This is a genomic window from Streptococcus catagoni, assembly GCF_011421425.1.
GTDB lineage: Bacteria > Bacillota > Bacilli > Lactobacillales > Streptococcaceae > Streptococcus > Streptococcus catagoni.
Map to the genome: position 1 here is coordinate 515,947 of NZ_WPCW01000001.1, position 25,668 is coordinate 541,614.

Sequence of the window (25,668 nt, forward strand, 5' to 3'; positions counted from 1 at the left end):
AACAAATTCATAATCATAAAAAAAGAAAGCCTTTTTATAGCTATCTTTTTTTATAGACCTCTTTATAGTACTTGCAATAGGACTGAACTGGACAAATGCTACATTTAGGATTTTTAGCTAGGCAATGGTAGCGTCCAAAGAAAATCAAACGATGATGGGTTGTAATCCAATCTTTTTGGGGTATTTTAGCCATCAAATCCTTTTCAATCTGGACAACATCGGCATCTGCTGCTGAAATATTTAATCGTTTTGCTACGCGCGACACATGAGTATCCACTGCAATGGCAGGTACTCCATAAACTTCTGCTAGTACCACATTAGCAGTCTTTCGACCGACACCAGGCAAACTTTCCAATTCCTTATGGGACCGAGGTACCTGGCCATCAAATTCCTGACAGATTAAATGAGCTGTTTTAATAATGTTTTTGGCTTTATTTTTGTAAAGTCCAATTGTTCTTAGACAGTTTTCAACATCTTCTAAGTTAGCAGCTGCTAAATCTTCAATTTCTGGGTATTTTTCCCATAAAAGTGGGGTAACCTTATTAACAGCCTTATCTGTTGTCTGAGCAGATAAGATGACTGCAATCAAAAGTTGAAAGGGTTTGTCCCACTCTAGTTCACCCTTTGCCTGAGGAAACATTTGGCCAATTATTTGTAAAACAGTCTTAAGCCTTGCTTTTCCAATACGCATTAGTCACTCCATAGGTTCATTGCTGACAAGAAATCATCTGAAACCTTCACATTGGATGGATCTGAACCCTCACGCGCGCGATTCTTTTCTTCAATTTGGTAGACATTCCTAATACCTTCTTTACGCCAGTTGCGCAAAATGGCTTGAATATACTTCCAATTTGTCTTACCATTAAAAACCGCTTCGCGAAGAGCTTCTCTAACCAAGTCTATATCAGTCTTGTCGTCTTTGATGGTTTTTTCTAAATCTTCTAATTCAAAAGGACTTAAAAAGCGTCCCAATTCCCGCTCAAACTCTTCAACAATCTTTTTAAACTGATTAGGTTGATCACTTTCTTGCTCATCTGCCAGATTATTATGGGTCAGCAGCTGATCAAGTTTTTCTAGGGCTGGACTTGGATCAAAAATCGTTTCAATTTCATCAGCAATGGTGATAGTCTTCATATCCAGTAAATTTTGACTACTTAAGTTTGAAATGGACTTATTAATATCTGCCACTGTCTTACCCAAAGCTTCTGCAATTTGGCTGAGGGTTAAATCATCTAGAGCAGTTGTATTTTGCAGATAGAAAAATTGCCATACCAAATAATCTTCAGTAGTGGAAAAAATATCTTTAAAGTGGAAAAGTAAGGCACTTGGTAAGACCAGTTGGCCTGACTTATAATATTCAAGAAAACTCATAATCCCTCTATCCATGTCCTAAATTTAGAAAATCTTTTACTAACCTTTTTCTTTTGATACTTTCTTAAGTAGTAAGGCAAAGACCTCTACTTCTCTGGCCAATACCTTTGTCTATCATAAGATTTCTCTAGGAAATAGTCAGTTAAAAAATGTTGATAAACAGAATTTATAACTTCGTCTACCTTCTGATCTTCTTATCAGTTTTTTATGAAAGCTTAACCTGGGAAATTCATCAATACCTTATAATCAATATCACCAAGTTTATCACGGCCATTAAGGCCTTCTAGCTCAATCAAGAATGCACAACCGGCAACTACCCCGCCAAGTTTTTCAATCATTTCAATAGTCGCTTGAACGGTTCCGCCTGTGGCTAACAAATCGTCAACAATTAAGACACGTTGTCCAGGCTGAATAGCATCGGCATGCATAGTTAAAGTATCAAGTCCATACTCTTTTTCATAATCTGCTGAGACAACTTCTCTTGGTAACTTACCTGGTTTACGAACAGGTGCAAAACCAATACCAAGTTCAACAGCTACGGGACATCCAATGATAAATCCTCGCGCTTCAGGTCCAACGACCATATCAATTTCTTTATCACATGCATATTGAGCAATTTCGCGAATGGCATAGCTATAAGCTTTTCCATCTGCCATTAAAGGTGAGATATCACGGAAAGTTATCCCTTCTTGCGGATAATTCTCAATTGAAGCAATATAATTTGTTAAGTCCATAATCAATCATAATTCTTTCTAGAGGCCTGTGGCCAAAAATAAAATACTCTTCATTATATCACGAATTGATTTTTTCGTAAATTAAAGCTCAGACTATTCTAGGTTTTGCATTCTAAAAACAAAGAAAGAACTTTACTACTTGCCTGTCAGAAAATGATAGATTTCCTGAGGGGTCCCTAAGGCCATTAATTCCTGAACCTTGACAAGATTTTTTAATTCCTGGTATAGCTGACTGTCAGCAATATCACGTTTTTCAGCCTGTTTATTTACTGTCATTAGACCGTTTTCGATCTTAACAAAGCCTAGTTCTTGAAAGATCTGAATCATTTTTACTAATAAAATTTTCTCAATGTTCAAGTATTGGCTCAGGCTTTCTAGCTTGTAACGTATATCAAATTCAGGAAATTGATAAATAGTTTTATAAAGCCTTTTGTACTGTTCCTTGCTCCCAAAACCTGTCAAATAATAAGGCTTTTCAATCCTATTTTTAAAGTAGATAGCCTTAAAATCTTTGGCCCCTAATTTTTCCTTTAAGGGCTCAATTTCTTCTGGTATCTGATCAATAACAACCTCTAAACCTTCCGCCTCATCAGAGATTAGGGGCACTTCTGCTGGCAAAGGCACACTCTTTGCTCTGATATCGTAGAGCTGCACTCCCTCAACACGCGCATCCACTAAGGTTAATTGTAGGCTGGTATTCCCATTCCATATATTAACTGACAAGCTCACCACCAGCTCAAGGCCTTTTACCTGTTGAAACTCCTGACTTAAATGACCAAGATTAAAGGCCAACAAGTCAGTTTCTACAGAACCCTTTTTCAAGCGTAGTTTCAAATGACTCTTATCAGCACCAATTGTTCTGGCTTGGCTAATATGGAAATCATTAAGATAAAAAATAGGTTTTTTGTTGTCCATGCCAAAGGGTGCCAGTTGATCTAAGCTTTTCAAGGTTTGCAAGCTCAGTTGGCTCAAATCCAATTGATCATCAATAAGCAAGGCATTTTTTTGCTGACAATCAATATGATGATCCTCAACATACTGACAAAGAGCATCAGATAGGGCAGCGATATTATTCTCAGGCAGGGTCATTCCTGCTGCTCCACTGTGCCCTCCAAATGCACTTAAGAGCTTACTACAAGAGCTTAGGGCTTGGTAAATATTCAAAGCATCAATACTTCTTGCAGAACCTTTTGCCAGACCATCTTCAATGTTTAAAACAATAACTGTCTGTCCAGTTTCCTCCATAATACGCCCAGCCACTATACCAAGTACACCAGGATGCCAGCCAGCTTTAGCTAAAACCTGAACACTTTTAGCTGGATTAACCATATGCACAGCTTCTTCAAAGATCCTTTGGACCAAAGCTTTTCTTTCTTCATTTTTCTGATTAATTTGCAGAGCAATTTCAGAAGCAGTTTCATCATCAAAGCCTGTTAACAGTTCAATAGCTGGATTTGGATCATCCAGGCGGCCCAAAGCATTGAGTTGTGGTGCAATCTTAAAGCCTATGGCATCTTCATCAAAGTGATCAAAGTTTACCTTAGACAATGTCATCAATTCTTGTAAGCCAACTCTCTCTGTCCTTTTGAGGACTTGTAGGCCGTTTTTAACCAGGACACGGTTTTCGTCTTTCAATGAAACCATATCTGCAATGGTACCTATAGCCACCAAATCTAAGAACTCTGTCGGAACAGTTTCTAAAAGAGCTGAGGCTAATTTAAAGGCTACCCCACAACCTGCAAGTTTCTTGAAAGGATAATCTGCTTGGGGATGCTCAGGGTGAATAATGGCAAAGGCATCTGGTAAAGTCCCAGGTAGACTGTGATGATCTGTAACAATAACATCCACTCCACACTCCTGGGCATAAGAGATAGCCTCATGACCTGCAACACCATTATCTACAGTGATAATCAAGGATACTTTTTCTTGTTCAATGAAATATTTATAGACACTAAGGTTGGGGCCATAGCCATCTGTAAAACGATTAGGAAGATAAACGAGAACTTCAGCACCCATCATCTCCAAAGTCTCTTTCATAATAGAGGCTGAGGTCATGCCATCTGCATCATAGTCACCATAAATCAGAATGTTATCAGCATTCTCAATAGCTGTTCTTATCCTGTTGACAGCTTTATCCATGTCATTTAAGAGATAGGGATCATGAAGTAGAGATAAATCAGCACTTAAAAAGTCTTCCACAGCTTTTGTTTGGGTGATCCCCCGATGGTAGAGAATATCAGCTGCTGTCTCATTTAAACCTTTTGATTTGACTAGTTTAAAGAAGCCATCATCTGGCTTCTCCTTTGATATTTTCCAATCATACTTAGCATTAATCATTTATAGTTAAAAACCTTTCTTGCGAGAAAATCAGAAATTCTAGGAAACAAGGTATAGAACTTGTGGGTCAAAGCCAAGGTGAAAGGCAGGTTTACCTCCCGCTTATTTTTTCCTAAGATGGCAATGACTCTGGCTGCTACTTTTTCTGGTTTCAATGTCAGTTTACCAACACTTTTGAGGTATTGGCCTGAAGGATCGGCTTGATCAAAGAACTTGGTTGCAATAGGTCCTGGATTTATAGAGGTCACATAGACATTTTGGTCAGCCAATTCCAAACGAAGTGCATTGGAAAAACCAATCATTGCAAACTTGGTAGCGGAATAGATAGTTGACTTACTTGAGGCAATGAGCCCTGCTATAGAAATAATATTGACAATATGACCACGTCCCAAAGAAGCCATTTTCTTCCCTAGTAAGCGTGCAAAATGGATACTAGCTAGGGTATTAACCTCAAACATCTCTTCTATTTGCTGACTAGTAAAGTGATCAAATGTCTTAAAATCTCCAAATCCAGCATTATTAATTAAAATATCAATATGGCCAAAGTCTGCCCATAAAAGATCTACAGTCTTCTCTATGGCCTTAACATCTTTAATATCCATACCAATACAACGTTTATTAGGCCTGTCTGCATAGAGCTTTTCTAATTTTTCTTTACTTCTACCCACCAGCAAGAGAAAATCTTCTTCAGGTAATTGTTTCACAATCTCTTCTGCAAGTCCACCACTAGCTCCAGTAATTAGGATGATACGCTCTGCCATTATATACTTATTTCCTCTAAATCTTTAACAATCTTAACATTTTCAAAAATACTTGCTGCATCTTTTTCCATTTGACGACAGTCACGGCTTAAAAAACGAGCTGAAACATGGTTTAAGAGTAGTCGCTTGACATTGGCTGCCTTAGCAATTTGAGCAGCCTGCATATTGGTTGAGTGTCCATGGTTTTTTGCCAAACGTTCATCACCCTTGCCATAAGTTGATTCATGCACAAGAACATCTGCATCCTTGGCCAAGCGTTCACTGGCAAAGGTCTTTCTGGTATCTCCAATGATAGTAATAATTTTACCTTTTTTTGGAGCAGAAATAAAATCTTTAGCTAGGATTTCCCGGCCATCTTCTAAGACAATATCTTGTCCATTTTTGATTTTGCCAAATAAGGGACCAAAAGGGACACCTGCATTTTTTAAAGCTTCAGCGTCCAAGGTTCCTTCCAAGTCTTTTTGAACAATACGGTAGCCCAGACAAAAAATAGTATGTGCCAGACGTTCTGCATAGACCACAAACTTGTCAGTTTCTAAAATCTTACCTAAGTTATCTTCTGAAAATTCATGATAATGAATCCGATAAGGTAGTCTTGATCCTGAAACTTGTAAACTGTTTTGAACAAAGGCTCTTATCCCTATAGGTCCATAAATCTCTATATCTGTTTGCTCGTCACTGGCTTGGAAGGCACGACTAGATAAAAAACCTGGAAGGCCAAAGATATGATCTCCATGGAGATGGGTGATAAATATTTTTTGAATTTTTCGAGGTTTAATAGTGGTTTCAAGAATTTGTCTTTGTGTTCCTTCTCCACAATCAAACATCCAAACTTCATTAATTTCATCCAAGAGTTTCAAGACTAAGCTTGAAACATTACGCTGCTTTGCTGGCTGACCAGCTCCTGTCCCTAAAAATTGTAATTCCATACATTCTATACTTTCTAATTTTCTATATACAGTTTGAATTCTCTTTGTTCACAGCCATAATAAAAACGACCAGAGATTTTTTGACTGAGCTCTAATATTTCTTGACTGTTGTAGCCACTCAAAAGTCTTAATCTGTCATTTAACTGGTATTCTTTGGTCAACTGTCCTAAATCTTGATACTTGTCTGTCTGCTCAATGTCTTTAAAGACATTGGGTTTCATCTTGATAACCTCACTTTCAAGATAGACCAGATAATGTGGGAAGATCTGAGCAATTTCAAAGAGTAATTCCTGACTTGGAAAAGATGGTAGCTCAGAAAAGACGATAGCAATTTCTTCTTGCGAATTTTCATAAGCAAAACCATAGGCCCTTCCTGAGAGGTTGAGTCTGACAAAAGGTTTGTCTTCTTTGAAACTTGGAGATTTCTGTTCTAAGCGTAAGGCACTTGTCAACTCCAAATAGTAGTCTGTTGCAGCCTTTGGAAATTGCTTTTGGTAGATTTCAGCAAAATAAGCATTAATGACACTTGGTGGTGGGGTTATAAAGGATAATTTTTCTTGATCACTTAGTTCTGATAATATATTTTTCAAATAGTGACGGTCTAAACTTGTAAAACCACCATAAGTTAAAGCTAATTCTATATAATCACTCATAAAAATCTTCTAATCTCCATTTATTTTTGCTTGCAATATAACCAGAGATTTCTTCTACTTCCTGATCAAAGGAATAAGGATCTAATAAGGCAACCCTATTTAAATCATAAAGTTTATAAGCCTTATCCTGACCTACCTTAAGGGAAAAAGGTTGATAAAGATCACGTATCTGATCAATAAGTAGGTTTCTTAAAATTCTCCGACTTTCTCTATCTTTTGCAGAAATTCTAATGTTGGGAAATGCTGTTGCGCTCAAAACTTCAGTCTTATCCATTTTATTATAGATTGCTAAGCGTGGAATCTTTAGCATATCTAAGTCTTTTAAAATATCTAAAACAACTTTTTCATGTTCAGAATGGTTGGGATCACTGGCATCTATAACATGTAAAAGTAAGTCTACATGACGGCTTTCTTCCAAAGTTGATTTAAAGGCAGCCACTAACTCCGTTGGCAAATCCTGGATAAAACCGACGGTATCTGTTAAAGTCACCTGAAATTGATCCTGCAAGTAAATTCTCTTTGTTGTGGCATCCAAGGTTGCAAAGAGTTCATTGGCTTCATACTGCCTATCATCTGTTAAGAGGTTCATGATGGTTGACTTACCAGCATTGGTATAACCAATTAGGCCAATTTTAAAGGCATCCGACTCCAATCTACGGTCACGAATTGTTTGACGGTTCTTTTCAACAATGGCAAGTTGTCTTTCAATGTCTGTAATTTGATGACGAATGGACCGACGATTTAATTCTAACTGACTTTCTCCGGGGCCACGACTTCCGATCCCACCGGCCTGTCTACTTAGCATAACCCCTTGTCCAGCCAGTCTAGGTAGCATATATTTTAGCTGAGCTAGATGGACTTGTAGTTTTCCTTCATGACTTCTAGCTCTCATTGCAAAGATGTCTAAAATCAATTGCATGCGATCAATGACCTTAACTTGGAGAATGGTTTCCAAATTAGCATTTTGCCGGGGGCTCAGACGGTTATTAACTATCACCGTATCAACCTGGTCTGCTTCAATGATTTCTGTTAGCTCTGCTAATTTCCCAGAGCCAATAAAGGTTTTACTATCATATTTTTCTCTTTTTTGACTGTAATTTCCAACAACTTGAGCACCAGCAGTTTCAGCAAGGCTAGCCAATTCTTGCATAGACATGTCAAAGTTTTCAGTTCTTTGTAGACATACGCCTAGGAGTATCACACGCTCTTTTTTGAGTTCTGTTTTTGTCATTGCCAATTAGCTAATCCTCCAAAATCCATAAAGCTTATTATAACATAAATCTAGTTCTTTTCATTTTTTTAAAAGGCTACTGATTCTTTTTTTCAAGAAAATCTTTCACTAGGGAAAAGATGTTTTTGGGATAATCTTGGTCCGTAATGGAATAAAAGGAAACGGACATCCTATTTCGAAACCAGGTCAATTGCCTTTTAGCAAATCGTCGTGTGTTTTGTTTTAACTTCTCACTAGCCTCTTCCAAGCTCATATCACCTGAGAAGTAGGGAAAAAGCTCCTTATAGCCAATACCCCGGCTGGCTTGAACATCAGGATGCTCTTCATATAAATACCTAGCTTCCTCTACTAGTCCCTTTGCAATCATGTCATCAACCCGTCTATTAATACGGTCGTAAATAATCTGGCGCTCATCATTTAAACCAATCACTAAACTTTGATAAGGAAAGTCTTCATTACTTAAATCTTTGCCAAAGCGGTCTAATTCCAGAGCTCTGATGGCACGTCTTCTATTTAGTTCCTTGATATGAATCCCCTTGGTCTCAAGCTGATCAAAAAGGCTCTGATCAGAAAGTTTTTCAAGCTCAGAACGATAAGCTAAAAGAGCATCTTGATCCAATGAGCCTCCTAAATGATAGCCTTCAAGTAGGCTTTGCAAATATAGGCCAGTGCCACCAACTATGATCGGTAGCTTACCTTTAGCTCTGATCTCTTCAATGGCCTTTCTAGCATCTTGCACAAAATCAAAGGCAGAATAGCCTTCAGTGACTTCTCTAATATCAATCAGGTGATGTACAGCCTGCTCTTGCTCTTTTTTACTGGCTTTAGCAGTTCCTATATCTAAGCCCTTATAAACTTGTTGGCTATCACCAGAGATGATTTCTCCTTCAAAGCGCTCTGCTAATTGTATACCTAAATGTGTCTTTCCAACTGCTGTTGGACCAACAATAAGAATGATTTTTCCTTTTGAATCCATTTTAACTTTCTATTTTAAAAAGAGGTTTATGAAACATCTTTTTCTTGATATTTCTAGCTTTTTCCGTTACCATATATTATAACATAAGTATTCAAGACACTGATTGTGTCTAAGTATAGAAACGGAGAAAGTTATGACTAAGAAATATCAATTCGCAAAAGGCTTAGCAACAGGTGTTTTTGCTACAGTTGCTACGGTTGCAGGAGCTGTCTTTGCTGTTAAAAAAACAATTATTGAACCCGAAGAAGAAAAAGAAGCCTTCATCGAAGAAAACCGTAAAAAAGCTGCACGTCGCCGTGTAGCACGCTAAGAAGAGGCTGGATCAAAAAGATTTTCTATGCAGAAATTCTTTACAGACAAGTCTTAATCTCATATCAGTAATAAAAGTGAAGAACTTATACCTTCTATTAATCAAAAGGTGTAAGTTCTTTGCTTTTCTATTACATCTAAAGGCTTAGATCTGAAATACCAAGGGCAATACTTCTCTCAAAGCGCAAAATCCAAAAGTTAAAGCAAGTAAAAAAGATTCAGAGGAAAACTGAATCTTTTTAGTCTTTATGCACCTGCATATTCTGGCAAGCTTTCACCAAGGGCTGCAAGTCTATTTTGCCATTCTTCTCGGCTTAGTCCATTTTCTGATACGTAGCGGTTCTTTTCATGAGCGCGACACTGAGGAGAACAAGCTCGAAGGTATTTTGCTTCATTTTCTTCTGTTGCAAAAATTTGTTTGTTACAAAACGGATTAGCACAGTTAACATAGCGTTCACATGGTTGCCCATCAAAATAATCCTTAGCAATAACAGTTGGTTGGACATGATTAATAGGCACTGCTATTCGTTCATCAAAAACATACATAGCACCATCCCAAAGATCTCCTTGAACTTCTGGATCTTTTCCATAGGTGGCAATCCCTCCATGCAATTGTCCAACATCCTTGAAGCCTTCACGAACCATCCAGCCTGAGAATTTCTCACAGCGTACACCGCCCGTACAATAAACAACCACACGTTTTTCCATAAATTTATCCTTATTATCACGAACCCACTGAGGAAGTTCACGGAAATTACGGATATCTGGACGCACTGCTCCACGGAAATGTCCCAAATCATATTCATAATCATTACGAGTATCAAGGACAACTGTATCTTCGTCAAGAAGGGCTTCTTTAAATTCCTTAGGTGATAGATATTGTCCTGTTGTTTCCAAAGGATTAATATCAGCATCAAAGCCATTATCTTCTAGGCCTAAATGAACAATTTCTTTCTTATAACGCACAAACATTTTCTTGAAAGCTTGTTTGTCTTCTTCATCTTCTTTAAACCAAAGATCTGCAAAACGTTCATCGCTGTGAACCCAATCCATATATTTCTGAGTTGTTTCATAGTCTCCAGAGACAGTTCCGTTAATGCCTTCTTCAGCAATCAAAATGCGTCCTTTAAGACCTATTGATTTACAAAAAGCTAGGTGTTTTTGAGCATAGTCTTTAGCATTTTCAATGTTAACATATTTATAGTAGAGAAGTACTCTAATTTTTTTTGACATCATATCTCCTATAATAAAATAATTCTATAATTTCTATTATATCGCCATTCTTTAGACAGATGCAAAAAATAAGCTTGTACACTTTGTCACAATGTTAAAGGGATTTCCTGCTTAAAAGTTTCAACTATTTGACTTGCCAAAAATAATATGTCAGAATGTGCTTAAGTCAAAGACGTCAGCTTTTCTGGAAAATTCAGACCTTGACGTCAAACTGCCTATGGCTAATAGGTCACAAGAGAGATGACTGCTCAAAGAAGAATCAAACTACAGCTAAACTACTGCAAACAGACTAGGCTGATCTTCCATTTTAAAAGACCTCAAAAAGGAGTTAGAACATGACTTATGAACTATGCTTAGAATACGGCACCTACCCCTTAACAGTTACTGATGCTCAACTTGGTGAAGACAAGCAAATACCTGAATTCATTAAAGAAGATCAGGAATTACTGGATAAATTAGACAAACTAAATACCCTTTTTCATGATCTCTTTTTAACAATTGAAAGTCAGTTCCATTATGTTGGCCACAATTTTCCTGAAAAAAGACAAGAAATAGAGCAAGTCTACAGTCAAGTTGTTAAAGATTTAAAAGCCAAGTATCCTGACCAAGATATCATCATTACCAAACTTCTCATTAGCTAAAAGAACATTAAAAAGAACGGATTTTTTCCGTTCTTTTTAATATAAACTCTTATTTAGAGTGCCAAATATCTTCATTGTACTGTTCGATAGTACGGTCAGATGAGAAGAATCCTGCTTTGGCAATGTTATGCACAACTTTAGTCATCCAAAGTTTTTGATCTTCATAGTCAGCTAACATTTTTTCTTTGACCTCGATATATTCTTCTAGGTCAATCAAAGTCATAAACCAGTCTTTCTGAAGCAGCTCTTTATAGAGACGCTCTAAACGTTCTTTATTTCCAATGTCAGAGATTTCAGGGCTAACGATAAAGTCAACTGCTTCTTTAATTTGTGGACAAGCATCGTAATAAGACTTAGAAACATAGCTAGCGTCAGCATAGAGTCCAATAATGGTATCAGAATCTTTACCAAAGGTATAAATATTATCCATACCAGCTAATTCTGCAATCTCAACGTTAGCACCGTCCATTGTTCCAAGGGTTAAGGCACCATTCAACATGAACTTCATGTTACCTGTACCAGATGCTTCTTTAGAAGCTAGTGAGATTTGTTCTGAAATATCAGTGGCAGGAATCAGGTGTTCAGCTACTGTCACATTATAGTTTTCAACCAAATGAACATTGAGATATGGGCTCACATCAGGATCATTATTGATTAACTCTGATAAGCAAAGAATTAAGTGAATGATATCTTGAGCAATGATATAAGCAGGGGCTGCCTTTCCTCCAAAGATAACTGTGATTTTACGTTTTGGAAGGTTGCCTTTTTTGATTTCAAGGTATTTGTGAATAACATAAAGAGCGTTCATCTGTTGACGTTTGTACTCATGGAAACGTTTGATTTGCGTATCAATGATTGAATTTTCATCCAGATTAATACCCTTATTCTCTTTAAGGTAGCGTTTTAAGGCTAATTTATTAGCATGCTTGATGTCTGCTAATTTGTCATGGACAGCTTCTTCATCAGCAAAAGCCATCAATTTTTCAAGCTTGGTAGCATCAGTTAGGTAGTCGTCACCAATCAATTCTTTAATGTAGGCCGCTAAATCTTGGTTGGCAAACTCTAACCAACGACGGAATGTAATACCATTGGTCTTGTTGTTGAATTTTTCAGGATAAAGGTCATAAAACACTTTTAGTTCACTGTTTTTCAAAATCTCAGTGTGAAGTGCTGCTACTCCATTAACGCTAGTTGCAAAGTGAATATCCATATGTGCCATGTGCACACGACCTGTTTCATCAATAATCTGAACTGCTGGATCTTTGTGTTCAGCACGGACAAGAGCATCTAATTTTTCAATGATGGTCACCAAGTGAGGAACAACTTCATTGAGGTAATCTAAAGGCCATTTTTCAAGAGCTTCAGCCAAAATAGTATGATTTGTGTAGCCAACCATAGCCTTCACTACAGAAACTGCTTGATCAAAGTCAAAGCCATGTTTTTCAGTCAAGAGACGGATTAATTCTGGAATGACCATGGATGGGTGAGTATCATTGATTTGCACATAAGCATAGTCAGCAAGATCATGCAAGTTTGATCCACGTTCGATAGCTTCATCAATGATCAATTGCGCCGCATTTGAGACCATAAAGTACTGTTGATAAATACGAAGTAATTCCCCATTTTTGTCAGAATCATCTGGATACAAGAAGAGGGTAAGGTTTTTCTTGATTTCAGTTTTATCAAATGAAATACCATCTTTAATCAGACCGTAATCAACACCTTCGATATCAAATAAGTTAAGGTAGTTTTTGCTATCACGTTTGTAGCCTAAAACATCAAGTCGATCAAGACGAGATTTCAAGGTAAAGTTTTTGAATGGTACATCATATGAAATGCTTGTTGGAACTAACCATGATTGTTCTTCAATCCAGTAGTTTGGTTCAGCTTCTTGTTGATTATCGACAAAAACTTGTTTAAACAAACCGCAATGATAGTTTAAACCAACACCTTCTCCATTTATTCCTAAACTTGACATTGAGTCTATAAAGCATGAAGCTAGACGACCTAGTCCACCATTTCCTAAAGATGGTTCCAATTCCACATCTTCTATTTCTGCAATATTTTTCCCTGCAACTGCCAATTCTTCTTTGACATCTTGGTAGATTCCTAGATTTATCAAATTATTGGAGAGCAATTTACCAATCAAAAATTCTGCAGAAATGTAATAAACTTTTCTTTTGGCAGTATTTTTAGGTTTTTCTTCTGCTACTGCTTTTACATAATTTAATAAGGAAATATAGAGTTCCTTGTTTGAAGCATCTGCAAGTTTTTTCCCATAATTGTTTTCAGTAAATGTTGTAAAATTAGTCATTATAGCCTCTTCCTATCAAATTTTTTCGTCATTATTAGCACGACCATAGCGTTCGGTTAGTTCTCTTAAAAATGTTTTATGCTCTTTTTGTAAATCATCTTTTAGCATACGCCATTGCCAGTTTCCCCCAACTGTGTTTGGTAAGTTCATCCGAGTTTCGGCATCTTTATCAAGTAAATCCTGCATACATAAGATAGCAATATCACCGACAGAAGCAAAAATGGTTCTAAGCATTGCTTTTGAAATGGGCTCATCATGAGAACGACCTATATACTTATCTACAAATCGAGCCTGTTTAACAGTGAGATTTTCATACCAACCATTAACAACTTCATTGTCATGAGTTCCTGTATAAACAACACAATTGTTATCATAATTATGAGGCAGATCAAAGCTTTGACTTGTCTCGTCATACAAACCAAACTCTAGAATTTTCATTCCAGGGAAAGCTGTTTCTGCTAGAAGTTGTCTAGCTCTTTCATCTACATAACCTAAGTTTTCTGCAATGATAGGCAGAGTCCCCAATTTTTCTCGAATTGTTGAAAATAGTTCAAAACCGGGCGCAGACTCCCAATGACCATTAACAGCCGTTTTATCTCCACTTGGGATTTCCCAAAAATCAGAGAAGCCCTTAAAGTGATCAATACGAACCTTGTCATATAACTTGCAGCTTTCTTGAATCCTATAAACCCACCAGTCAAAGTTTGTCTTCTTATGGTTTGCCCAATCATAGATAGGATTGCCCCAAAGTTGTCCGTCATCACTGAAACCATCAGCTGGCACTCCTGCAATGTATATGGGCTTTTTCAGTTCATCCACTTTAAAGAGTTCTGGTTTAGTCCAAACTTCTACACTATCTGCAGCAACGTAGATTGGCATATCACCGATAATCTCAATACCATTTGTATTGGCGTAAAGTTTTAGTTCCAACCATTGTTGATAGAAAAAGTATTGACAAACCTTATAGTAAAAGATTGTACTAGCCAATTTTTCACGATAGTAGTCTAGGGATTCTGCTTCACGTTTAATAATGGAAAGATCATCCCATTCCTGTAAGGCCTTAAAATTAAAGTGTTCTTTAATAGCCATAAATTCAGCATAGTCATTTAACCAAGTAGCTGTTCCTTCAAAAGCAGTTAAGCGTTTTAGGCCATCCTCACTTTTTAAAAAGTTAGCCACTGCTTTTTCCAGAATTGGACGTCTCTGCTTAAAAATCAAGGCATAGTCAACTTTTTCTGGGTCACTGCCAAAATCCACATTTTCATAATCTTCTTTTCGTAAAAAACCACTTTTACTTAAGAGATCGAAATCAATAAAATGAGTATTTCCAGCAATAGCAGAAAACGATTGGTAAGGAGAATCTCCAAAACTGGTTGTAGACAATGGTAAGATTTGCCAATAGCTTTGCTTTGTTTCTTTTAGAAAATCAATAAAGTCATAGGCAGATTGTCCAAAAGTTCCTATTCCAAATTTGCCAGGTAAAGAACTGATATGCAGTAAAATACCACTTGCACGTTTATTCATAAAAGTCTCCTCATAATAGTGTAATTATGATAGATTATAACGCAACCGGTTGCACAAGTCAATATGAATTGTAAGATATTTAACAAAATTCTTATCTTAAGCATAAAAATTTCAGTTAAAAGCCTTAATTAGCTTAACTTTTACTAGCTATTTATCATTCATTTTCTTTTCAATCATTGGCTTCCTTTCAATAAATTATAGAAAGATCTTATTACAATAAGAGCAAAGCAGTAGAATGAACTTAGCTGCCGCTCATCATATTTAATAAGAAAATAGCAATTATTAAGCAATCGTTTTCCTTGAAATGCAAAAAAATAAAACAGAAATTTAGCATTTCTGTTTTTCTTTGTCTATTTATTTAAATCTCGGATACTTTCTCGAATTTTCAAACTAAATGGGACGAGAATCTTCTGACTTAAAGTTTGCTCATGATTTTTAATGATTTCTAAAAGTTGTTTGAAACTTGTCTTGCCTAGATTATCAACATTAATATCAAAAGTGGTTAAGTAAGGATGCAAGAGCTTACTGTAGGTTGAATTATTGAAGGTTATGATTGAGATATCATCAGGAACTTTTAAGCCATAAAAAGAGAGTAACTGAATCATCCTAACTGATAGGATATCACCAATAACAATGAGAGCTGTCGTTTTAAAATCAACTATTGATTTCATCAACTGGGCAACATTCAACGGATCTTGCCGATCAAATAGAAGCATCTGTCGGGAATTCAAACCGAATTTCATACAACCCTTTAAATAACCAATATAACGTTCCGAAGCCACTTCTGACTCTAAATCATCAGTAATGAACAAAATATTGCGATGACCTTTACTATATAAATGATCAACTGCTGTTTTAGCCATCAATTGATTGTCATTATCAATATAGGTTATGCGGTTTTCATCTCCTTCTGGAGCTCCTACAATTACAAAGGGAATAGCATTGGCCATTAAGTATTTACGAACAGGATCATCATGTTCTGAATATAATATGATAAAGCCGTCAACCCGTTTTTGAAGATGCATGAGCTTCACTTGTTCTTCTAAGGCTTCCACGGTCATAGCCGTTGCTATTGAAACAGTAAAATGATTTTTTTTAGCCTCACTGGTTATGGTTGATAAAATTTGCATGAAAAAAGGTTCACTCAAACGATCTTGAAAGGTAATGGGAGGAAAGACCAGACCCACATTATGTGTTAGACCACTAGCAAGAATTTGGGCAGCAACATTAGGAACATAACCCAATTCCGACATAGCTTTTCTGACCTTATCTTTGGTTTTTTGGGAAATAGAACGGTTATCCTTTAAAACCCTACTAACAGTAGAAGGATTCACACCAGCTTTTTGTGCTACATCTTTTATGGTTACCATTCTTACCTCTTTCATCAATCAGTTTACTATAATTCATAAGCATTTTTTTCCATTATACAATTATCTCCTTAAAAATCAATAATTTCCTAAAATATTAATTTAATGACTATTACTTGTAATGACACTATTCAAATATTTAAAAAAAGTATTGACATTTTCTGCAAACGGTTGCATAATAGATATATAAAATATTCCTTAGGAGGACATAGCTATGAAAGCATGGCAAAAAATTATCGTTGGTAGTGCAAGTTTGACACTTGCTAGTACCTTGTTAGTAGGTTGTGGAGCTGGTTCAAAAGATAAAGATAAAACAGCTTCTGGTTCTGATGCAAAAACAATTAAACTTTGGGTTCCAACTGGAGCTAAAAAATCTTACACTGATATTGTTGCAAAATTTGAAAAAGATTCAGGTTTCAAAGTAAAGGTTGTTGAATCAGAAGATCCAAAAGCACAAGAAAAAATCAAAAAAGATGCTTCAACTGCTGCCGATGTCTTCTCGCTTCCTCATGATCAACTTGGTCAACTTGTTGAATCTGGAATTATCCAAGAAGTTCCAAAAGAATACAGTAAAGAAATTGCTGCAACTGCAACTGACCAAGCTGTCGTGGGTGCCCAATACAAAGGAAAAACTTATGCATTCCCATTTGGAATTGAATCACAAGTCCTTTTCTACAACAAATCAAAATTAGCTGCTGAAGATGTGACTTCTTACGAAACCATCACAAGCAAAGCTAGCTTCGGTGGTACTTTCAAACAAGCTAATACCTATGCTACTGGTCCATTGTTTATGTCCGTTGGAAATACCCTATTTGGTAAAGATGGTGAAGATGTAAAAGGAACTAACTGGGGCAATGAAAAAGGTGTTGCTGTTCTTAAATGGATTGCAGACCAAGCTTCAAACAAAGGTTTTGTCAGCCTAGATGCTAACAACGTTATGTCTAAATTCGGTGATGGTTCCGTTGCCTCATTTGAATCAGGTCCATGGGATTATGAAGCTGCTCAAAAAGCAATTGGAAAAGACAAACTTGGCGTTGCTGTTTATCCAAAAGTAACTATTGGCGGCGAAACAGTTCAACAAAAAGCATTCTTAGGTGTTAAATTATATGCCGTTAACCAAGCCGCTGCTAAAGGTGATACTAAACGTATCGCAGCTAGCTACAAACTGGCTTCATATTTAACAAATGCTGAAAGTCAAGAAAATCAATTCAAGACTCGTAACATTGTTCCAGCTAACAAAACTGTTCAAGCTTCTAAAACTGTTCAATCAAATGAACTTGCTAAGACAGTTATCACAATGGGCTCTTCTTCAAACTATACTGTAGTTATGCCTAAACTTAGCCAAATGGGAACATTCTGGACAGAAAGTGCTGCTATTCTTAGCGATACTTTCAATGGTAAAATCAAAGAAGGCGACTACCTTGCTAAATTGCAACAATTTGACAAAGATATCGCTGCTACAAAATAAGGCTAAGGCTCTTTACTAATACTATGTCAAAACAAGTATAGAGGTGAGTAACTTCTAAAGGCTATCCTGTCTACTCATCTTAGAGGGAGTGGAACTAAGCTCCATTATGATCCATTGGGGGCTTGGTCCCACTCCTACTTGTTTTTGATCTTACTAAGTAGCTAGGTGCTACTTAAATTTTTAAGACCTTAAAGATTTACGTAACACTTAGCTTTTGACTATTTGAAGAAAAACTTTAGAACACATAGCAAGCTTGTGTCCTAAAACAAAGGAGAACGTTTATGACTCAGTCAAGTTTGACACCACAAGTATCCGTAGGAGAAGCCTTAAAAAAAGGTGGATGGGATATTAAACTTTCGGCTATTATCATGGGGTTTGCCAACCTTGCTAATAAACAATTTGTAAAAGGGACCCTATTTTTAATTAGCGAGATCGTCTTTTTAATTGCTTTTATATCACAAATCATTCCAGCTATTACCGGGCTCTTCACGCTCGGTAGTCAAAGTCAAGGAATGGTCACAAAAACCATTGATGGCATTAAAATTCAGGTTGCTGTTGAGGGAGATAACTCCATGCTCATGCTTATCTTTGGCTTAGCATCCTTAATTTTCTGCCTGGTTTTTGTCTATATTTATTGGTGCAACCTAAAAAGTGCAGGCCGCTTATATTTACTAAAAAAAGAAGGTGCTAAACTTCCTACTTTTAAAGAAGATTTTGCCACATTAACCAATGGGCGTTTCCATATGACCTTAATGACGATTCCATTGATTGGGGTTCTTCTCTTTACCATCCTTCCTTTAATTTATATGATTTGTTTGGCCTTCACTAATTTCGATCATAATCATCTACCACCAAAATCACTTTTTGATTGGGTTGGACTTGAAAATTTTGGAAGTATTTTTAGTGGCCGAATGGCTGGAACCTTTTTCCCAGTCCTTTCATGGACCATCATTTGGGCTGTATTTGCTACTGTTACCAACTTCTTCTTTGGAGTTGTTTTAGCTCTTTTAATTAATACCAAAGGTCTTAAGTGGAAGAAATTGTGGCGCACTATTTTCGTTATTACTATAGCAGTTCCTCAATTTATCTCCCTTTTAATCATGCGCAACCTTTTAAATGATGAAGGACCAGTTAACTCCTTATTATATCAACTAGGACTGATCAAACATGCTCTGCCATTCTTATCAGATCCTATCTGGGCAAAATTCTCCATTATTTTTGTCAATATGTGGATTGGGATCCCCTTTACAATGCTGATTGCCACAGGTATTATCATGAATTTACCTAGTGAACAAATTGAAGCCGCTGAGATTGATGGTGCAAGTAAGTTCCAAGTCTTTAAATCAATTACTTTCCCACAAATTCTCTTGATTATGACACCAAACCTCATACAGCAATTTATTGGAAATATCAACAACTTCAATGTTATCTACCTCCTAACTGGTGGTGGTCCAACCAATTCCCAATATTATCAAGCTGGATCGACCGACTTACTTGTTACCTGGCTCTATAAATTAACAGTAACAGCAGCTGACTACAATCTTGCTTCAGTTATCGGTATCCTCATCTTTGCAGTTTCTGCAATCTTCAGTTTACTTGCCTATACAAGAACGTCATCATATACGGAAGGAGTGACAAAATAATGAAAAATAAAAGTAGATTTCAACTAGGACTAGTTTATGCTACCCTAACCTTATTATCAATTATTTGGCTTTTTCCAATAGTCTGGGTTGTCTTAACCAGTCTTAGAGGTGAAGGAACTGCCTACGTCAACTACTTCATTCCTAAAACATTCACATTGGAAAATTATATTAGGCTTTTCACCAATGAATCCTTCCCATTTGGACGTTGGTTCATTAATACCTTCATCGTTGCAAGCTTTACCTGTTTAATTTCAACCTTTATCACCGTAGCAATGTCCTACTCATTAAGTCGTATTAAATTTAAACACCGTAATGGCTTCTTAAAATTAGCACTTGTCCTAAACATGTTTCCTGGATTTATGAGCATGATTGCTGTTTACTATATCCTAAAGGCATTAGGACTAACACAAACCTTAACAGCTCTGGTCTTTGTTTACTCATCTGGTGCTGCCTTAACTTTTTACATTGCTAAAGGCTTCTTTGACACCATTCCTTACTCATTAGATGAGTCGGCAATGATAGATGGCGCAAGCAAAATGGATATCTTTTTCAAGATTACCCTGCCATTGTCTAAACCTATTATTGTTTATACAGCCCTACTAGCCTTCATGGGACCTTGGATTGACTTCATCTTTGCTCAGGTTATACTTGGAGATGCAACAAGTAAATACACTGTTGCTATTGGTCTCTTCTCAATGCTACAGCCAGATACCATTAACAATTGGTTTATGGCCTTTGCTGCTGGTTCAGTTATTATTGCTATCCCTATCACACTTCTCTTTATCTTCATGCAAAAATATTATGTTGAAGGGATCACCGGTGGTTCTGTAAAATAAAAAGAGCGCCTTTCAGATAAAGAAACTAAGACTCATTTATTTAACAATATAAAAAAGCTCCTAGAACTCTCTTAAGAGAATTCTAGGAGCTTTTATGATTTATGTGACTTTCAATCCGTTTTGCTCCGAAGGTGCAAAACAAAAAACCATCCGCTATTGCGGGTGCGCATCGAAAGTTATACTATAAAAAACTCCAAATGCGCTATAATAAAGGTGTTCACCCCTAAGTATAGACGAAAAGTAATCTATAATCAATATAGAGGAAGTCTGGGAGAAATATTCCAGAGATTGTGTAGCTACAAAGGAGTAGAAATAGTTGAAGGACATTTGATGCCAGTTCATGTTCACATGTTAGTAAGCATTCCACCCAGATTAAGTGTGTCAAGTTTCATGGGATACCTGAAAGGTAAAAGTGCACTTATGATGTTCGATAAACACGCCAACTTGAAATACAAATTTGGTCATCGACACTTTTGGGCTGAAGGATATTATGTCAGTATAGTTGGACTAAACGAAGCCACTATAAAAAAATATATTCAAGAACAAGAAAAACATGATATAGCACTAGATTCTTGAGTGTTAAAGAATATGAAGATCCCTTTAGGGATCATGGTAAGTAATACAAACGCCTCTTTGAGAGGCTAGTGACGAGTCAAAAGCAATAAGGCTTGAACAAAGTGAAAGCCAGCGTCTTTAGGCGCTGGCTAGTTATTTGGGCTTACAGCCCTGGACCAAACCACCCGTTTGACGGGTGGTTATGATTTAGAGTCCAAAAAAGATTGAAGAACATTGACCACATAGAGTCTATTTCTTCAATCCAAGTATTTCTATATCACTGTTTGTGTCATCATTTTCCTAAGCTGAGCTTTATTTCTTAACTTGATAGTTAAGGTTTGCCCATTCTTTTGAAAGAAAATAGTCATTAACATGATAGTCTGTACTTATTTTTTTCTTCATAAAAGGAAGAACTTTTTTATCCAATTCAAGCCAACCATTCCATCCTAAGTGGATAGTATCTTGCATGAAGTAGGGTTTCCCACCTTCTTTTGAAAAATCGACAACCTCTGTAAAGCCTTGAGATTGCAGCTGATACTTGATCTTTTGAACAGCCCGTTGATACTTGCCTTGGTTTAAGCCTGTATAATCAGCCCACTTTTTATTAACTGGAGGGATTACAAAGAGTACTTGAACCTTATCCTCCGCTAATTGACTAAGTAGTAACTGAAAATCTGTATATTCTGGTGAAATAATAAAGGAATTGTTAGCCTGAAAGTTCTTATAAGAAGCGTATTGAGGGGCAATCCTTTTGCTATAGAAATTATTATTTATCCCAAAACGGTTATTTGAGGAACCTGCTTCCCCTCTTTGCATGGCCAAATGGCCTAGTTTATCATAAGAAAAAGTTTTTGGTAAGCCCTTTAATCTTGGTTCTATTCTATCCTGATAGTTGGTAGAATAGCTGAACTGACTAAAGAATGACTCTTCTTTTAAACTTATTTTATGAGCACAGTTGAGCAAGTGATTGTCAAGAGCACTTAAACTATCTCCTCTAGCAATCTTTTTCATCAATCTTGAATAAGCAACACCCGGATTTAATTGTAGTAATCTTTGAGCGGCAATTCGTGATTCTGTTTTATGAAACTTGGCATTTCGTAAAAAAGAAATAATTTGTGAATTAGACATGTATTTCTGAACAGCCAAGGTATCTGTCCCCTGTGGTGAAAACCACTGTGGAGATATCACTAGAACAGCTTTGCCATTTTCTAATTCCTTCTTAAATCCCTGAATACCAAAGTAATGAGAAAGACTTTGAGTCCCACGTTTTCCTACCAAATAAGGTCTATAATCACGCTTGTATTTCTCAGCCAGAATATAAGGATGCATACTATCCATCCGACTCCACTCACTTGAACCAAAAAATGGAACAAATTTATGTTTGGGATCTGAAAAGGCTTGTTTTTTTACTAAGGAATTTTTAAAAGAGGTATCTGATAATGATACAGCATTTGTTTTTTCTTGTTTTAGATTGTGTGGAAGACAGATAGGTGAGCTTCCTATGGTCACTACAACTAATATGATAGCCACTAGCAAGGGGCCAAAGACAAGTCCAAGCTTTTTAAGCATTTTGAAGTTCCTTTACTCCTTCAATAATTTTGTTAACGGTATTCCAATCTTGTCTTCCAAACTCGGAAACAGGAATCTTGATTTGAAACATTTCTTCTAATTCCACAATAAGTTCAACTGTCCCTAAACTATCTAAAACACCTTCATCAAAGAGATCTTCATCCATGATATCTGAAACATCTTCCATAAACAAACGATCAAATAATGCAATAATCTTTTCTTCCATTTTAATATATACCTCAATTCTTATTTTGTAACTTTGACAAACCATAAATCATTCAAAAAACCAGAGAATATTAACAATGAGAACATAACAATATGAAAGGTTAATATGATTGATAGTAGGTAGAAAATTTTTCCTGTGAAAATTGGTTTTTTACCCAATTTCTTCCTATTGCGATTGACAGATTTTTTCCAATTTAGAAACTTATCTGTCAGGATGAGTCCAACTCCGTGAAATAAACCATAGGCAATGTAATACCAAGTTATTCCATGCCAGAATCCCATTAATAACATGTTAATCAAATAAGATGTATTTGATATTGTGATACGGTTCTTGAAGGTCTTATGTTTGAAAAAGGTATGCACCAATCTCATGAAAACATAGTCTCTAAACCAAAAGGATAGGGTCATATGCCATCTATTCCAAAAATCTTTTAAACTGGTTGACAAGAAAGGTTTGTCAAAGTTTTCTGGCGTTTTTATTCCCAATACATAAGATATAGCAATGGCAAACATAGAATAACCAGCAAAATCAAAGAATAGGTTTAAACCATAAAAATACATCACAGCAATCGTAGAGGTATTGAAATAACCACCAGTCATCAATGCCTTATTTTTGGCAAGCGGCAACAAGAGACTACCTAGATAGTAGGATAAGATAAATTTATAAAGACAGCCAAGCATCAAGTACATGATAGCCTTTTCTAGCATCTTTAAATACTCATCTTTATCTGGTAGCTGGTTATAGTCTGCTTCAAATCGCTTAAATCGATCAATTGGCCCACTAGAAAGAGTTGGCATAAAGATCATAAATCTCATAAATGATTTCAAGGAAAAATCTTTAAGAGTTCCATCTCTGATTTCAATTATCATAGCAAGAGATTTAAAAGTCAAATAAGAAATTCCTAAAAAAGAAAAAAGTGATTGAATTTTTAAGAAGGGAATAATTGGTAGCAGCTTAACACTTAGTAAAGGAAAAAGACTGCTAAAAATAGCTAGGTAATAAATACCTGTTCCATTGCTTTTTTCACGATATTTTCGGTAAGCAAAGACAGTGATCGTCTGCCAAACAATATAAAATATAAAAGCAAAGAACTGATAAGAATTCTCCCCAGAAAACATTAACAAAATGAAAAGGAAACTGACTAAGAATTCATAAAGGGCTAATCGGACACCTCTAAAGATTCCAATAATAATAGGAATAAGTAAGAGGACTAAGTAAACTAAATACTGGGGATTTGCATAAGGTTCTACATAAGGTAAGTTCATAAAAAACGAGTTCATCTTTCATTAACCTCATTGATCAAGAATTTAATATCTATTTTCCCATTTGCAGTCAATGGTAATTGCTGACGGAAAATAAATTTACTTGGCATCATGTAAGCCATTAAGTGGGACTCTACAGATTGTTTAATAGCCTTAGTTATTTGACGGTCATTAGCAAAGTTTTCTCTGACGCCATCTTTTAAGACCACATAAGCCAATAGATTTTGAACCTTATGTTCCTCATTATAACGGGGCACAGCCACAGCTGCTTCAACATATTCTGATTGATTCAATTGTTGTGAAATATCTTCTAATTCAATACGATAACCAGCATATTTGATCTGGAAATCCTTGCGGCCAGAATATAAGAGGATGTTATCCTCAGAAAATTGACCTAAGTCTCCAGTGTGATATGCTTGAACACCATTTAAGGTGAAGAAAGCTTCTTCTGTTTTTTCAGGATTATTAAGATAACCTTTAGAAACAGCAGGGCCAGTAACCACAATCTCTCCCAATGTTCCTTTAGGTAAAATATTTAATTGTTCATCTACAACATAAGTAGGCGAATCTTCTTTAGTATAACCAATAGGAAGTCTTACAGATTGTTTTATGATCTGATCATCAATTGCAATTGCAGATAGAGCTACTGTTGCTTCTGTCGGTCCATAAGCATTAACAATACGAGCATCTGGGAAACGTGTACGCAATTTCTGAGCAGTAGAAACCGTTAACTCTTCACCATCGAAGTAAAAGTGTGTCAGATTTTTCATTTTCTCTTGGCAAAAATCATCACTTAACAAGGCCATTTCTGCAAAGGACGGTGTTGATGTCCAAATGCCAAAAGGCATATCTTCCAAGGTTTTAAATAAGAGTTTAAAGTCAGCTGTTATCTCCTTTGGTAAGACGTGTAAAGTCCCTCCTAAAGCCAAGGCAGGCGCCCAAGACATAACAGATAGGTCAAAGGAATATGGTGCCTGAATAAGCATCTGTGGGCTATTAGGCAAGGCAAACTGGTCATCTTCTATCATCCAATTTGTAAAGCTTAATAAGTTGGTATGTGAGATTTGAACTCCCTTAGGTTGTCCAGTTGTTCCTGATGTAAAGATAATATAATAATTATCATCGTCCAAAACAGGATGAGTTAGAACATAGCTAGCCTTTTTCTCTTTGGCTGCTTCAATCTCACTAAGTGTGATAATCTCTTGTCCTTCAATTTCAATTGGTAGAGGCTCAATAGCAATGATTAAACTAGGTTTAGCAATGTCAATGATGGATAAGAGGCGCTCACTAACTGTATGGCTATCCACCGGAATAAAGGCGTGACCACTTTTAGACAAAGCAAAAAAAGTTGCTAACATATCATAAGTCTGACCACCAAATACCAAGACATGGGACTGATCTGCCTCTAAAATACTATCGATATAGTGTGCAATACTATCAGAGTCTTCTTTTAACTGTCTATATGATCGAAGATCACCCAGATAATTATAAGCAATTGCCTCTGGCTGACTCACAGCAAAGTTATCAACTGTTTCTATAAAATTCCTAATCACTCTATTACTCCTTAAAACTCGTTATAAATGTACGAACCTTGTCCGTGGCCAACATATCCAAAAAAATAAATAAGTAGCATCAGTATGATGTAGAACAAGATAACTTTTCCCAGAAATAGGATGAAAGCATTTAATTTTTGCTTTTTGATGAACATTTTTTACTCCTCGATCATTTC

23 protein-coding genes and 1 pseudogene are annotated in these 25,668 nt (G+C 36.3%); 6 read left to right on the forward strand and 18 right to left on the reverse strand.

Annotation, left to right across the window (positions count from 1 at the left end):
* Positions 1–40: 40 nt before the first annotated feature.
* The 9 genes from nth to miaA all read right to left on the reverse strand — a co-directional run bounded on the left by nth (position 41) and on the right by miaA (position 8,992).
* Entirely contained in the window at positions 41–691 is a 651-nt protein-coding gene (gene nth, locus HBN42_RS02475) for an endonuclease III (protein ID WP_165993388.1), read from the reverse strand.
* Positions 691–1,371, reverse strand: coding sequence for a DnaD domain-containing protein (locus HBN42_RS02480; protein ID WP_165993390.1), 681 nt, complete (start codon positions 1,369–1,371; stop codon positions 691–693). Before HBN42_RS02480 ends, nth begins: the two co-directional genes overlap by 1 nt.
* Positions 1,372–1,586: 215 nt before the next feature.
* Positions 1,587–2,105 carry an adenine phosphoribosyltransferase gene (locus tag HBN42_RS02485; protein WP_165993391.1) on the reverse strand — a complete coding sequence of 173 codons (519 nt, stop codon included), beginning with the start codon at positions 2,103–2,105 and terminating at the stop codon, positions 1,587–1,589.
* Between the two features lie 135 nt (positions 2,106–2,240).
* Entirely contained in the window at positions 2,241–4,442 is a 2,202-nt protein-coding gene (gene recJ, locus HBN42_RS02490; RefSeq protein ID WP_165993393.1) for a single-stranded-DNA-specific exonuclease RecJ, read from the reverse strand.
* A complete protein-coding gene (locus HBN42_RS02495) occupies positions 4,439–5,203 on the reverse strand; it encodes an SDR family NAD(P)-dependent oxidoreductase (protein WP_165993395.1) in 765 nt (254 codons plus the stop codon). Before HBN42_RS02495 ends, recJ begins: the two co-directional genes overlap by 4 nt.
* A complete protein-coding gene (gene rnz, locus HBN42_RS02500) occupies positions 5,203–6,132 on the reverse strand; it encodes a ribonuclease Z (RefSeq protein ID WP_165993397.1) in 930 nt (309 codons plus the stop codon). Before rnz ends, HBN42_RS02495 begins: the two co-directional genes overlap by 1 nt.
* Positions 6,133–6,146: 14 nt before the next feature.
* The gene (locus HBN42_RS02505; RefSeq protein WP_165993399.1) at positions 6,147–6,785 is read right to left on the reverse strand and encodes a cystathionine beta-lyase; all 639 of its coding nucleotides are present in this window, start codon (positions 6,783–6,785) and stop codon (positions 6,147–6,149) included.
* On the reverse strand, positions 6,778–8,016 hold the full coding sequence (hflX, locus tag HBN42_RS02510; protein WP_207927389.1) for a GTPase HflX: 1,239 nt from the start codon (positions 8,014–8,016) through the stop codon (positions 6,778–6,780). The genes HBN42_RS02505 and hflX overlap by 8 nt, the downstream gene beginning before the upstream one ends.
* 76 nt (positions 8,017–8,092) lie before the next feature.
* Positions 8,093–8,992 (reverse strand): tRNA (adenosine(37)-N6)-dimethylallyltransferase MiaA, encoded by a 900-nt coding sequence (gene miaA / locus HBN42_RS02515; RefSeq protein ID WP_165993403.1) that lies wholly within the window; start codon positions 8,990–8,992, stop codon positions 8,093–8,095.
* Between the two features lie 133 nt (positions 8,993–9,125).
* On the opposite strand from miaA, the gene HBN42_RS02520 reads away from it, so the two are divergent.
* Positions 9,126–9,302, forward strand: coding sequence for a DUF3042 family protein (locus HBN42_RS02520; RefSeq protein ID WP_165993405.1), 177 nt, complete (start codon positions 9,126–9,128; stop codon positions 9,300–9,302).
* Positions 9,303–9,547: 245 nt separating this feature from the next.
* Here HBN42_RS02520 and trhO read toward each other — a convergent pair whose 3' ends face one another.
* Entirely contained in the window at positions 9,548–10,534 is a 987-nt protein-coding gene (gene trhO / locus HBN42_RS02525) for an oxygen-dependent tRNA uridine(34) hydroxylase TrhO (RefSeq protein ID WP_165993407.1), read from the reverse strand.
* Positions 10,535–10,869: 335 nt separating this feature from the next.
* Between trhO and HBN42_RS02530 the strand changes: the two genes are divergently transcribed.
* Entirely contained in the window at positions 10,870–11,175 is a 306-nt protein-coding gene (locus tag HBN42_RS02530) for a hypothetical protein (RefSeq protein ID WP_165993409.1), read from the forward strand.
* A 49-nt stretch (positions 11,176–11,224) separates the two neighbouring features.
* Here the strand turns inward: HBN42_RS02530 and glgP are convergent, their stop codons facing one another.
* From glgP to HBN42_RS02545, 3 genes are all read right to left on the reverse strand, one after another.
* On the reverse strand, positions 11,225–13,489 hold the full coding sequence (gene glgP, locus HBN42_RS02535) for a glycogen/starch/alpha-glucan family phosphorylase (RefSeq protein ID WP_165993411.1): 2,265 nt from the start codon (positions 13,487–13,489) through the stop codon (positions 11,225–11,227).
* A 15-nt stretch (positions 13,490–13,504) separates the two neighbouring features.
* The gene (gene malQ / locus HBN42_RS02540; RefSeq protein ID WP_165993413.1) at positions 13,505–15,013 is read right to left on the reverse strand and encodes a 4-alpha-glucanotransferase; all 1,509 of its coding nucleotides are present in this window, start codon (positions 15,011–15,013) and stop codon (positions 13,505–13,507) included.
* Positions 15,014–15,363: 350 nt separating this feature from the next.
* Positions 15,364–16,383, reverse strand: coding sequence for a LacI family DNA-binding transcriptional regulator (locus HBN42_RS02545; protein ID WP_165993415.1), 1,020 nt, complete (start codon positions 16,381–16,383; stop codon positions 15,364–15,366).
* 211 nt (positions 16,384–16,594) lie between these two features.
* Between HBN42_RS02545 and HBN42_RS02550 the strand changes: the two genes are divergently transcribed.
* From HBN42_RS02550 to tnpA, 4 genes and pseudogenes are all read left to right on the forward strand, one after another.
* The gene (locus tag HBN42_RS02550; RefSeq protein ID WP_165993416.1) at positions 16,595–17,848 is read left to right on the forward strand and encodes an extracellular solute-binding protein; all 1,254 of its coding nucleotides are present in this window, start codon (positions 16,595–16,597) and stop codon (positions 17,846–17,848) included.
* 281 nt (positions 17,849–18,129) lie between these two features.
* Positions 18,130–19,491, forward strand: coding sequence for a carbohydrate ABC transporter permease (locus HBN42_RS02555; RefSeq protein WP_165993419.1), 1,362 nt, complete (start codon positions 18,130–18,132; stop codon positions 19,489–19,491).
* Positions 19,491–20,327: a sugar ABC transporter permease gene (locus HBN42_RS02560; RefSeq protein ID WP_165993421.1), complete on the forward strand. Its 837-nt coding sequence runs from the start codon at positions 19,491–19,493 to the stop codon at positions 20,325–20,327. The genes HBN42_RS02555 and HBN42_RS02560 overlap by 1 nt, the downstream gene beginning before the upstream one ends.
* Before the next feature lie 162 nt (positions 20,328–20,489).
* Positions 20,490–20,947, forward strand: a pseudogene (tnpA, locus tag HBN42_RS02565) (IS200/IS605 family transposase).
* Positions 20,948–21,194: 247 nt separating this feature from the next.
* Here tnpA and dltD read toward each other — a convergent pair.
* The 5 genes from dltD to HBN42_RS02590 are packed head-to-tail and all read right to left on the reverse strand — an operon-like array spanning position 21,195 to position 25,647.
* Positions 21,195–22,451, reverse strand: a complete 1,257-nt coding sequence (dltD, locus tag HBN42_RS02570; protein ID WP_165993423.1) for a D-alanyl-lipoteichoic acid biosynthesis protein DltD — start codon at positions 22,449–22,451, stop codon at positions 21,195–21,197.
* Positions 22,444–22,677, reverse strand: a complete 234-nt coding sequence (dltC, locus tag HBN42_RS02575) for a D-alanine--poly(phosphoribitol) ligase subunit DltC (RefSeq protein WP_413251918.1) — start codon at positions 22,675–22,677, stop codon at positions 22,444–22,446. Before dltC ends, dltD begins: the two co-directional genes overlap by 8 nt.
* 20 nt (positions 22,678–22,697) lie before the next feature.
* Complete coding sequence (gene dltB / locus HBN42_RS02580; protein WP_165993425.1) at positions 22,698–23,957, reverse strand: D-alanyl-lipoteichoic acid biosynthesis protein DltB; 1,260 nt, start codon at positions 23,955–23,957, stop codon at positions 22,698–22,700.
* On the reverse strand, positions 23,954–25,492 hold the full coding sequence (gene dltA, locus HBN42_RS02585) for a D-alanine--poly(phosphoribitol) ligase subunit DltA (protein WP_165993427.1): 1,539 nt from the start codon (positions 25,490–25,492) through the stop codon (positions 23,954–23,956). Before dltA ends, dltB begins: the two co-directional genes overlap by 4 nt.
* An 11-nt stretch (positions 25,493–25,503) precedes the next feature.
* Positions 25,504–25,647, reverse strand: a complete 144-nt coding sequence (locus tag HBN42_RS02590) for a teichoic acid D-Ala incorporation-associated protein DltX (RefSeq protein ID WP_165993429.1) — start codon at positions 25,645–25,647, stop codon at positions 25,504–25,506.
* Positions 25,648–25,668 lie beyond the last annotated feature (21 nt).

Excerpts from the sequence above, each read along its gene's own strand:
- nth (WP_165993388.1), bottom strand. The coding sequence starts at position 691 with ATGCGTATTGGAAAAGCAAGGCTTAAGACTGTTTTACAAATAATTGGC.
- HBN42_RS02480 (WP_165993390.1), bottom strand. The coding sequence starts at position 1,371 with ATGAGTTTTCTTGAATATTATAAGTCAGGCCAACTGGTCTTACCAAGT.
- HBN42_RS02485 (WP_165993391.1), bottom strand. The coding sequence starts at position 2,105 with ATGGACTTAACAAATTATATTGCTTCAATTGAGAATTATCCGCAAGAA.
- recJ (WP_165993393.1), bottom strand. The coding sequence starts at position 4,442 with ATGATTAATGCTAAGTATGATTGGAAAATATCAAAGGAGAAGCCAGAT.
- HBN42_RS02495 (WP_165993395.1), bottom strand. The coding sequence starts at position 5,203 with ATGGCAGAGCGTATCATCCTAATTACTGGAGCTAGTGGTGGACTTGCA.
- rnz (WP_165993397.1), bottom strand. The coding sequence starts at position 6,132 with ATGGAATTACAATTTTTAGGGACAGGAGCTGGTCAGCCAGCAAAGCAG.
- HBN42_RS02505 (WP_165993399.1), bottom strand. The coding sequence starts at position 6,785 with ATGAGTGATTATATAGAATTAGCTTTAACTTATGGTGGTTTTACAAGT.
- hflX (WP_207927389.1), bottom strand. The coding sequence starts at position 8,016 with ATGACAAAAACAGAACTCAAAAAAGAGCGTGTGATACTCCTAGGCGTA.
- miaA (WP_165993403.1), bottom strand. The coding sequence starts at position 8,992 with ATGGATTCAAAAGGAAAAATCATTCTTATTGTTGGTCCAACAGCAGTT.
- HBN42_RS02520 (WP_165993405.1), top strand. The coding sequence starts at position 9,126 with ATGACTAAGAAATATCAATTCGCAAAAGGCTTAGCAACAGGTGTTTTT.
- trhO (WP_165993407.1), bottom strand. The coding sequence starts at position 10,534 with ATGTCAAAAAAAATTAGAGTACTTCTCTACTATAAATATGTTAACATT.
- HBN42_RS02530 (WP_165993409.1), top strand. The coding sequence starts at position 10,870 with ATGACTTATGAACTATGCTTAGAATACGGCACCTACCCCTTAACAGTT.
- glgP (WP_165993411.1), bottom strand. The coding sequence starts at position 13,489 with ATGACTAATTTTACAACATTTACTGAAAACAATTATGGGAAAAAACTT.
- malQ (WP_165993413.1), bottom strand. The coding sequence starts at position 15,013 with ATGAATAAACGTGCAAGTGGTATTTTACTGCATATCAGTTCTTTACCT.
- HBN42_RS02545 (WP_165993415.1), bottom strand. The coding sequence starts at position 16,383 with ATGGTAACCATAAAAGATGTAGCACAAAAAGCTGGTGTGAATCCTTCT.
- HBN42_RS02550 (WP_165993416.1), top strand. The coding sequence starts at position 16,595 with ATGAAAGCATGGCAAAAAATTATCGTTGGTAGTGCAAGTTTGACACTT.
- HBN42_RS02555 (WP_165993419.1), top strand. The coding sequence starts at position 18,130 with ATGACTCAGTCAAGTTTGACACCACAAGTATCCGTAGGAGAAGCCTTA.
- HBN42_RS02560 (WP_165993421.1), top strand. The coding sequence starts at position 19,491 with ATGAAAAATAAAAGTAGATTTCAACTAGGACTAGTTTATGCTACCCTA.
- dltD (WP_165993423.1), bottom strand. The coding sequence starts at position 22,451 with ATGCTTAAAAAGCTTGGACTTGTCTTTGGCCCCTTGCTAGTGGCTATC.
- dltC (WP_413251918.1), bottom strand. The coding sequence starts at position 22,677 with ATGGAAGAAAAGATTATTGCATTATTTGATCGTTTGTTTATGGAAGAT.
- dltB (WP_165993425.1), bottom strand. The coding sequence starts at position 23,957 with ATGAACTCGTTTTTTATGAACTTACCTTATGTAGAACCTTATGCAAAT.
- HBN42_RS02590 (WP_165993429.1), bottom strand. The coding sequence starts at position 25,647 with ATGTTCATCAAAAAGCAAAAATTAAATGCTTTCATCCTATTTCTGGGA.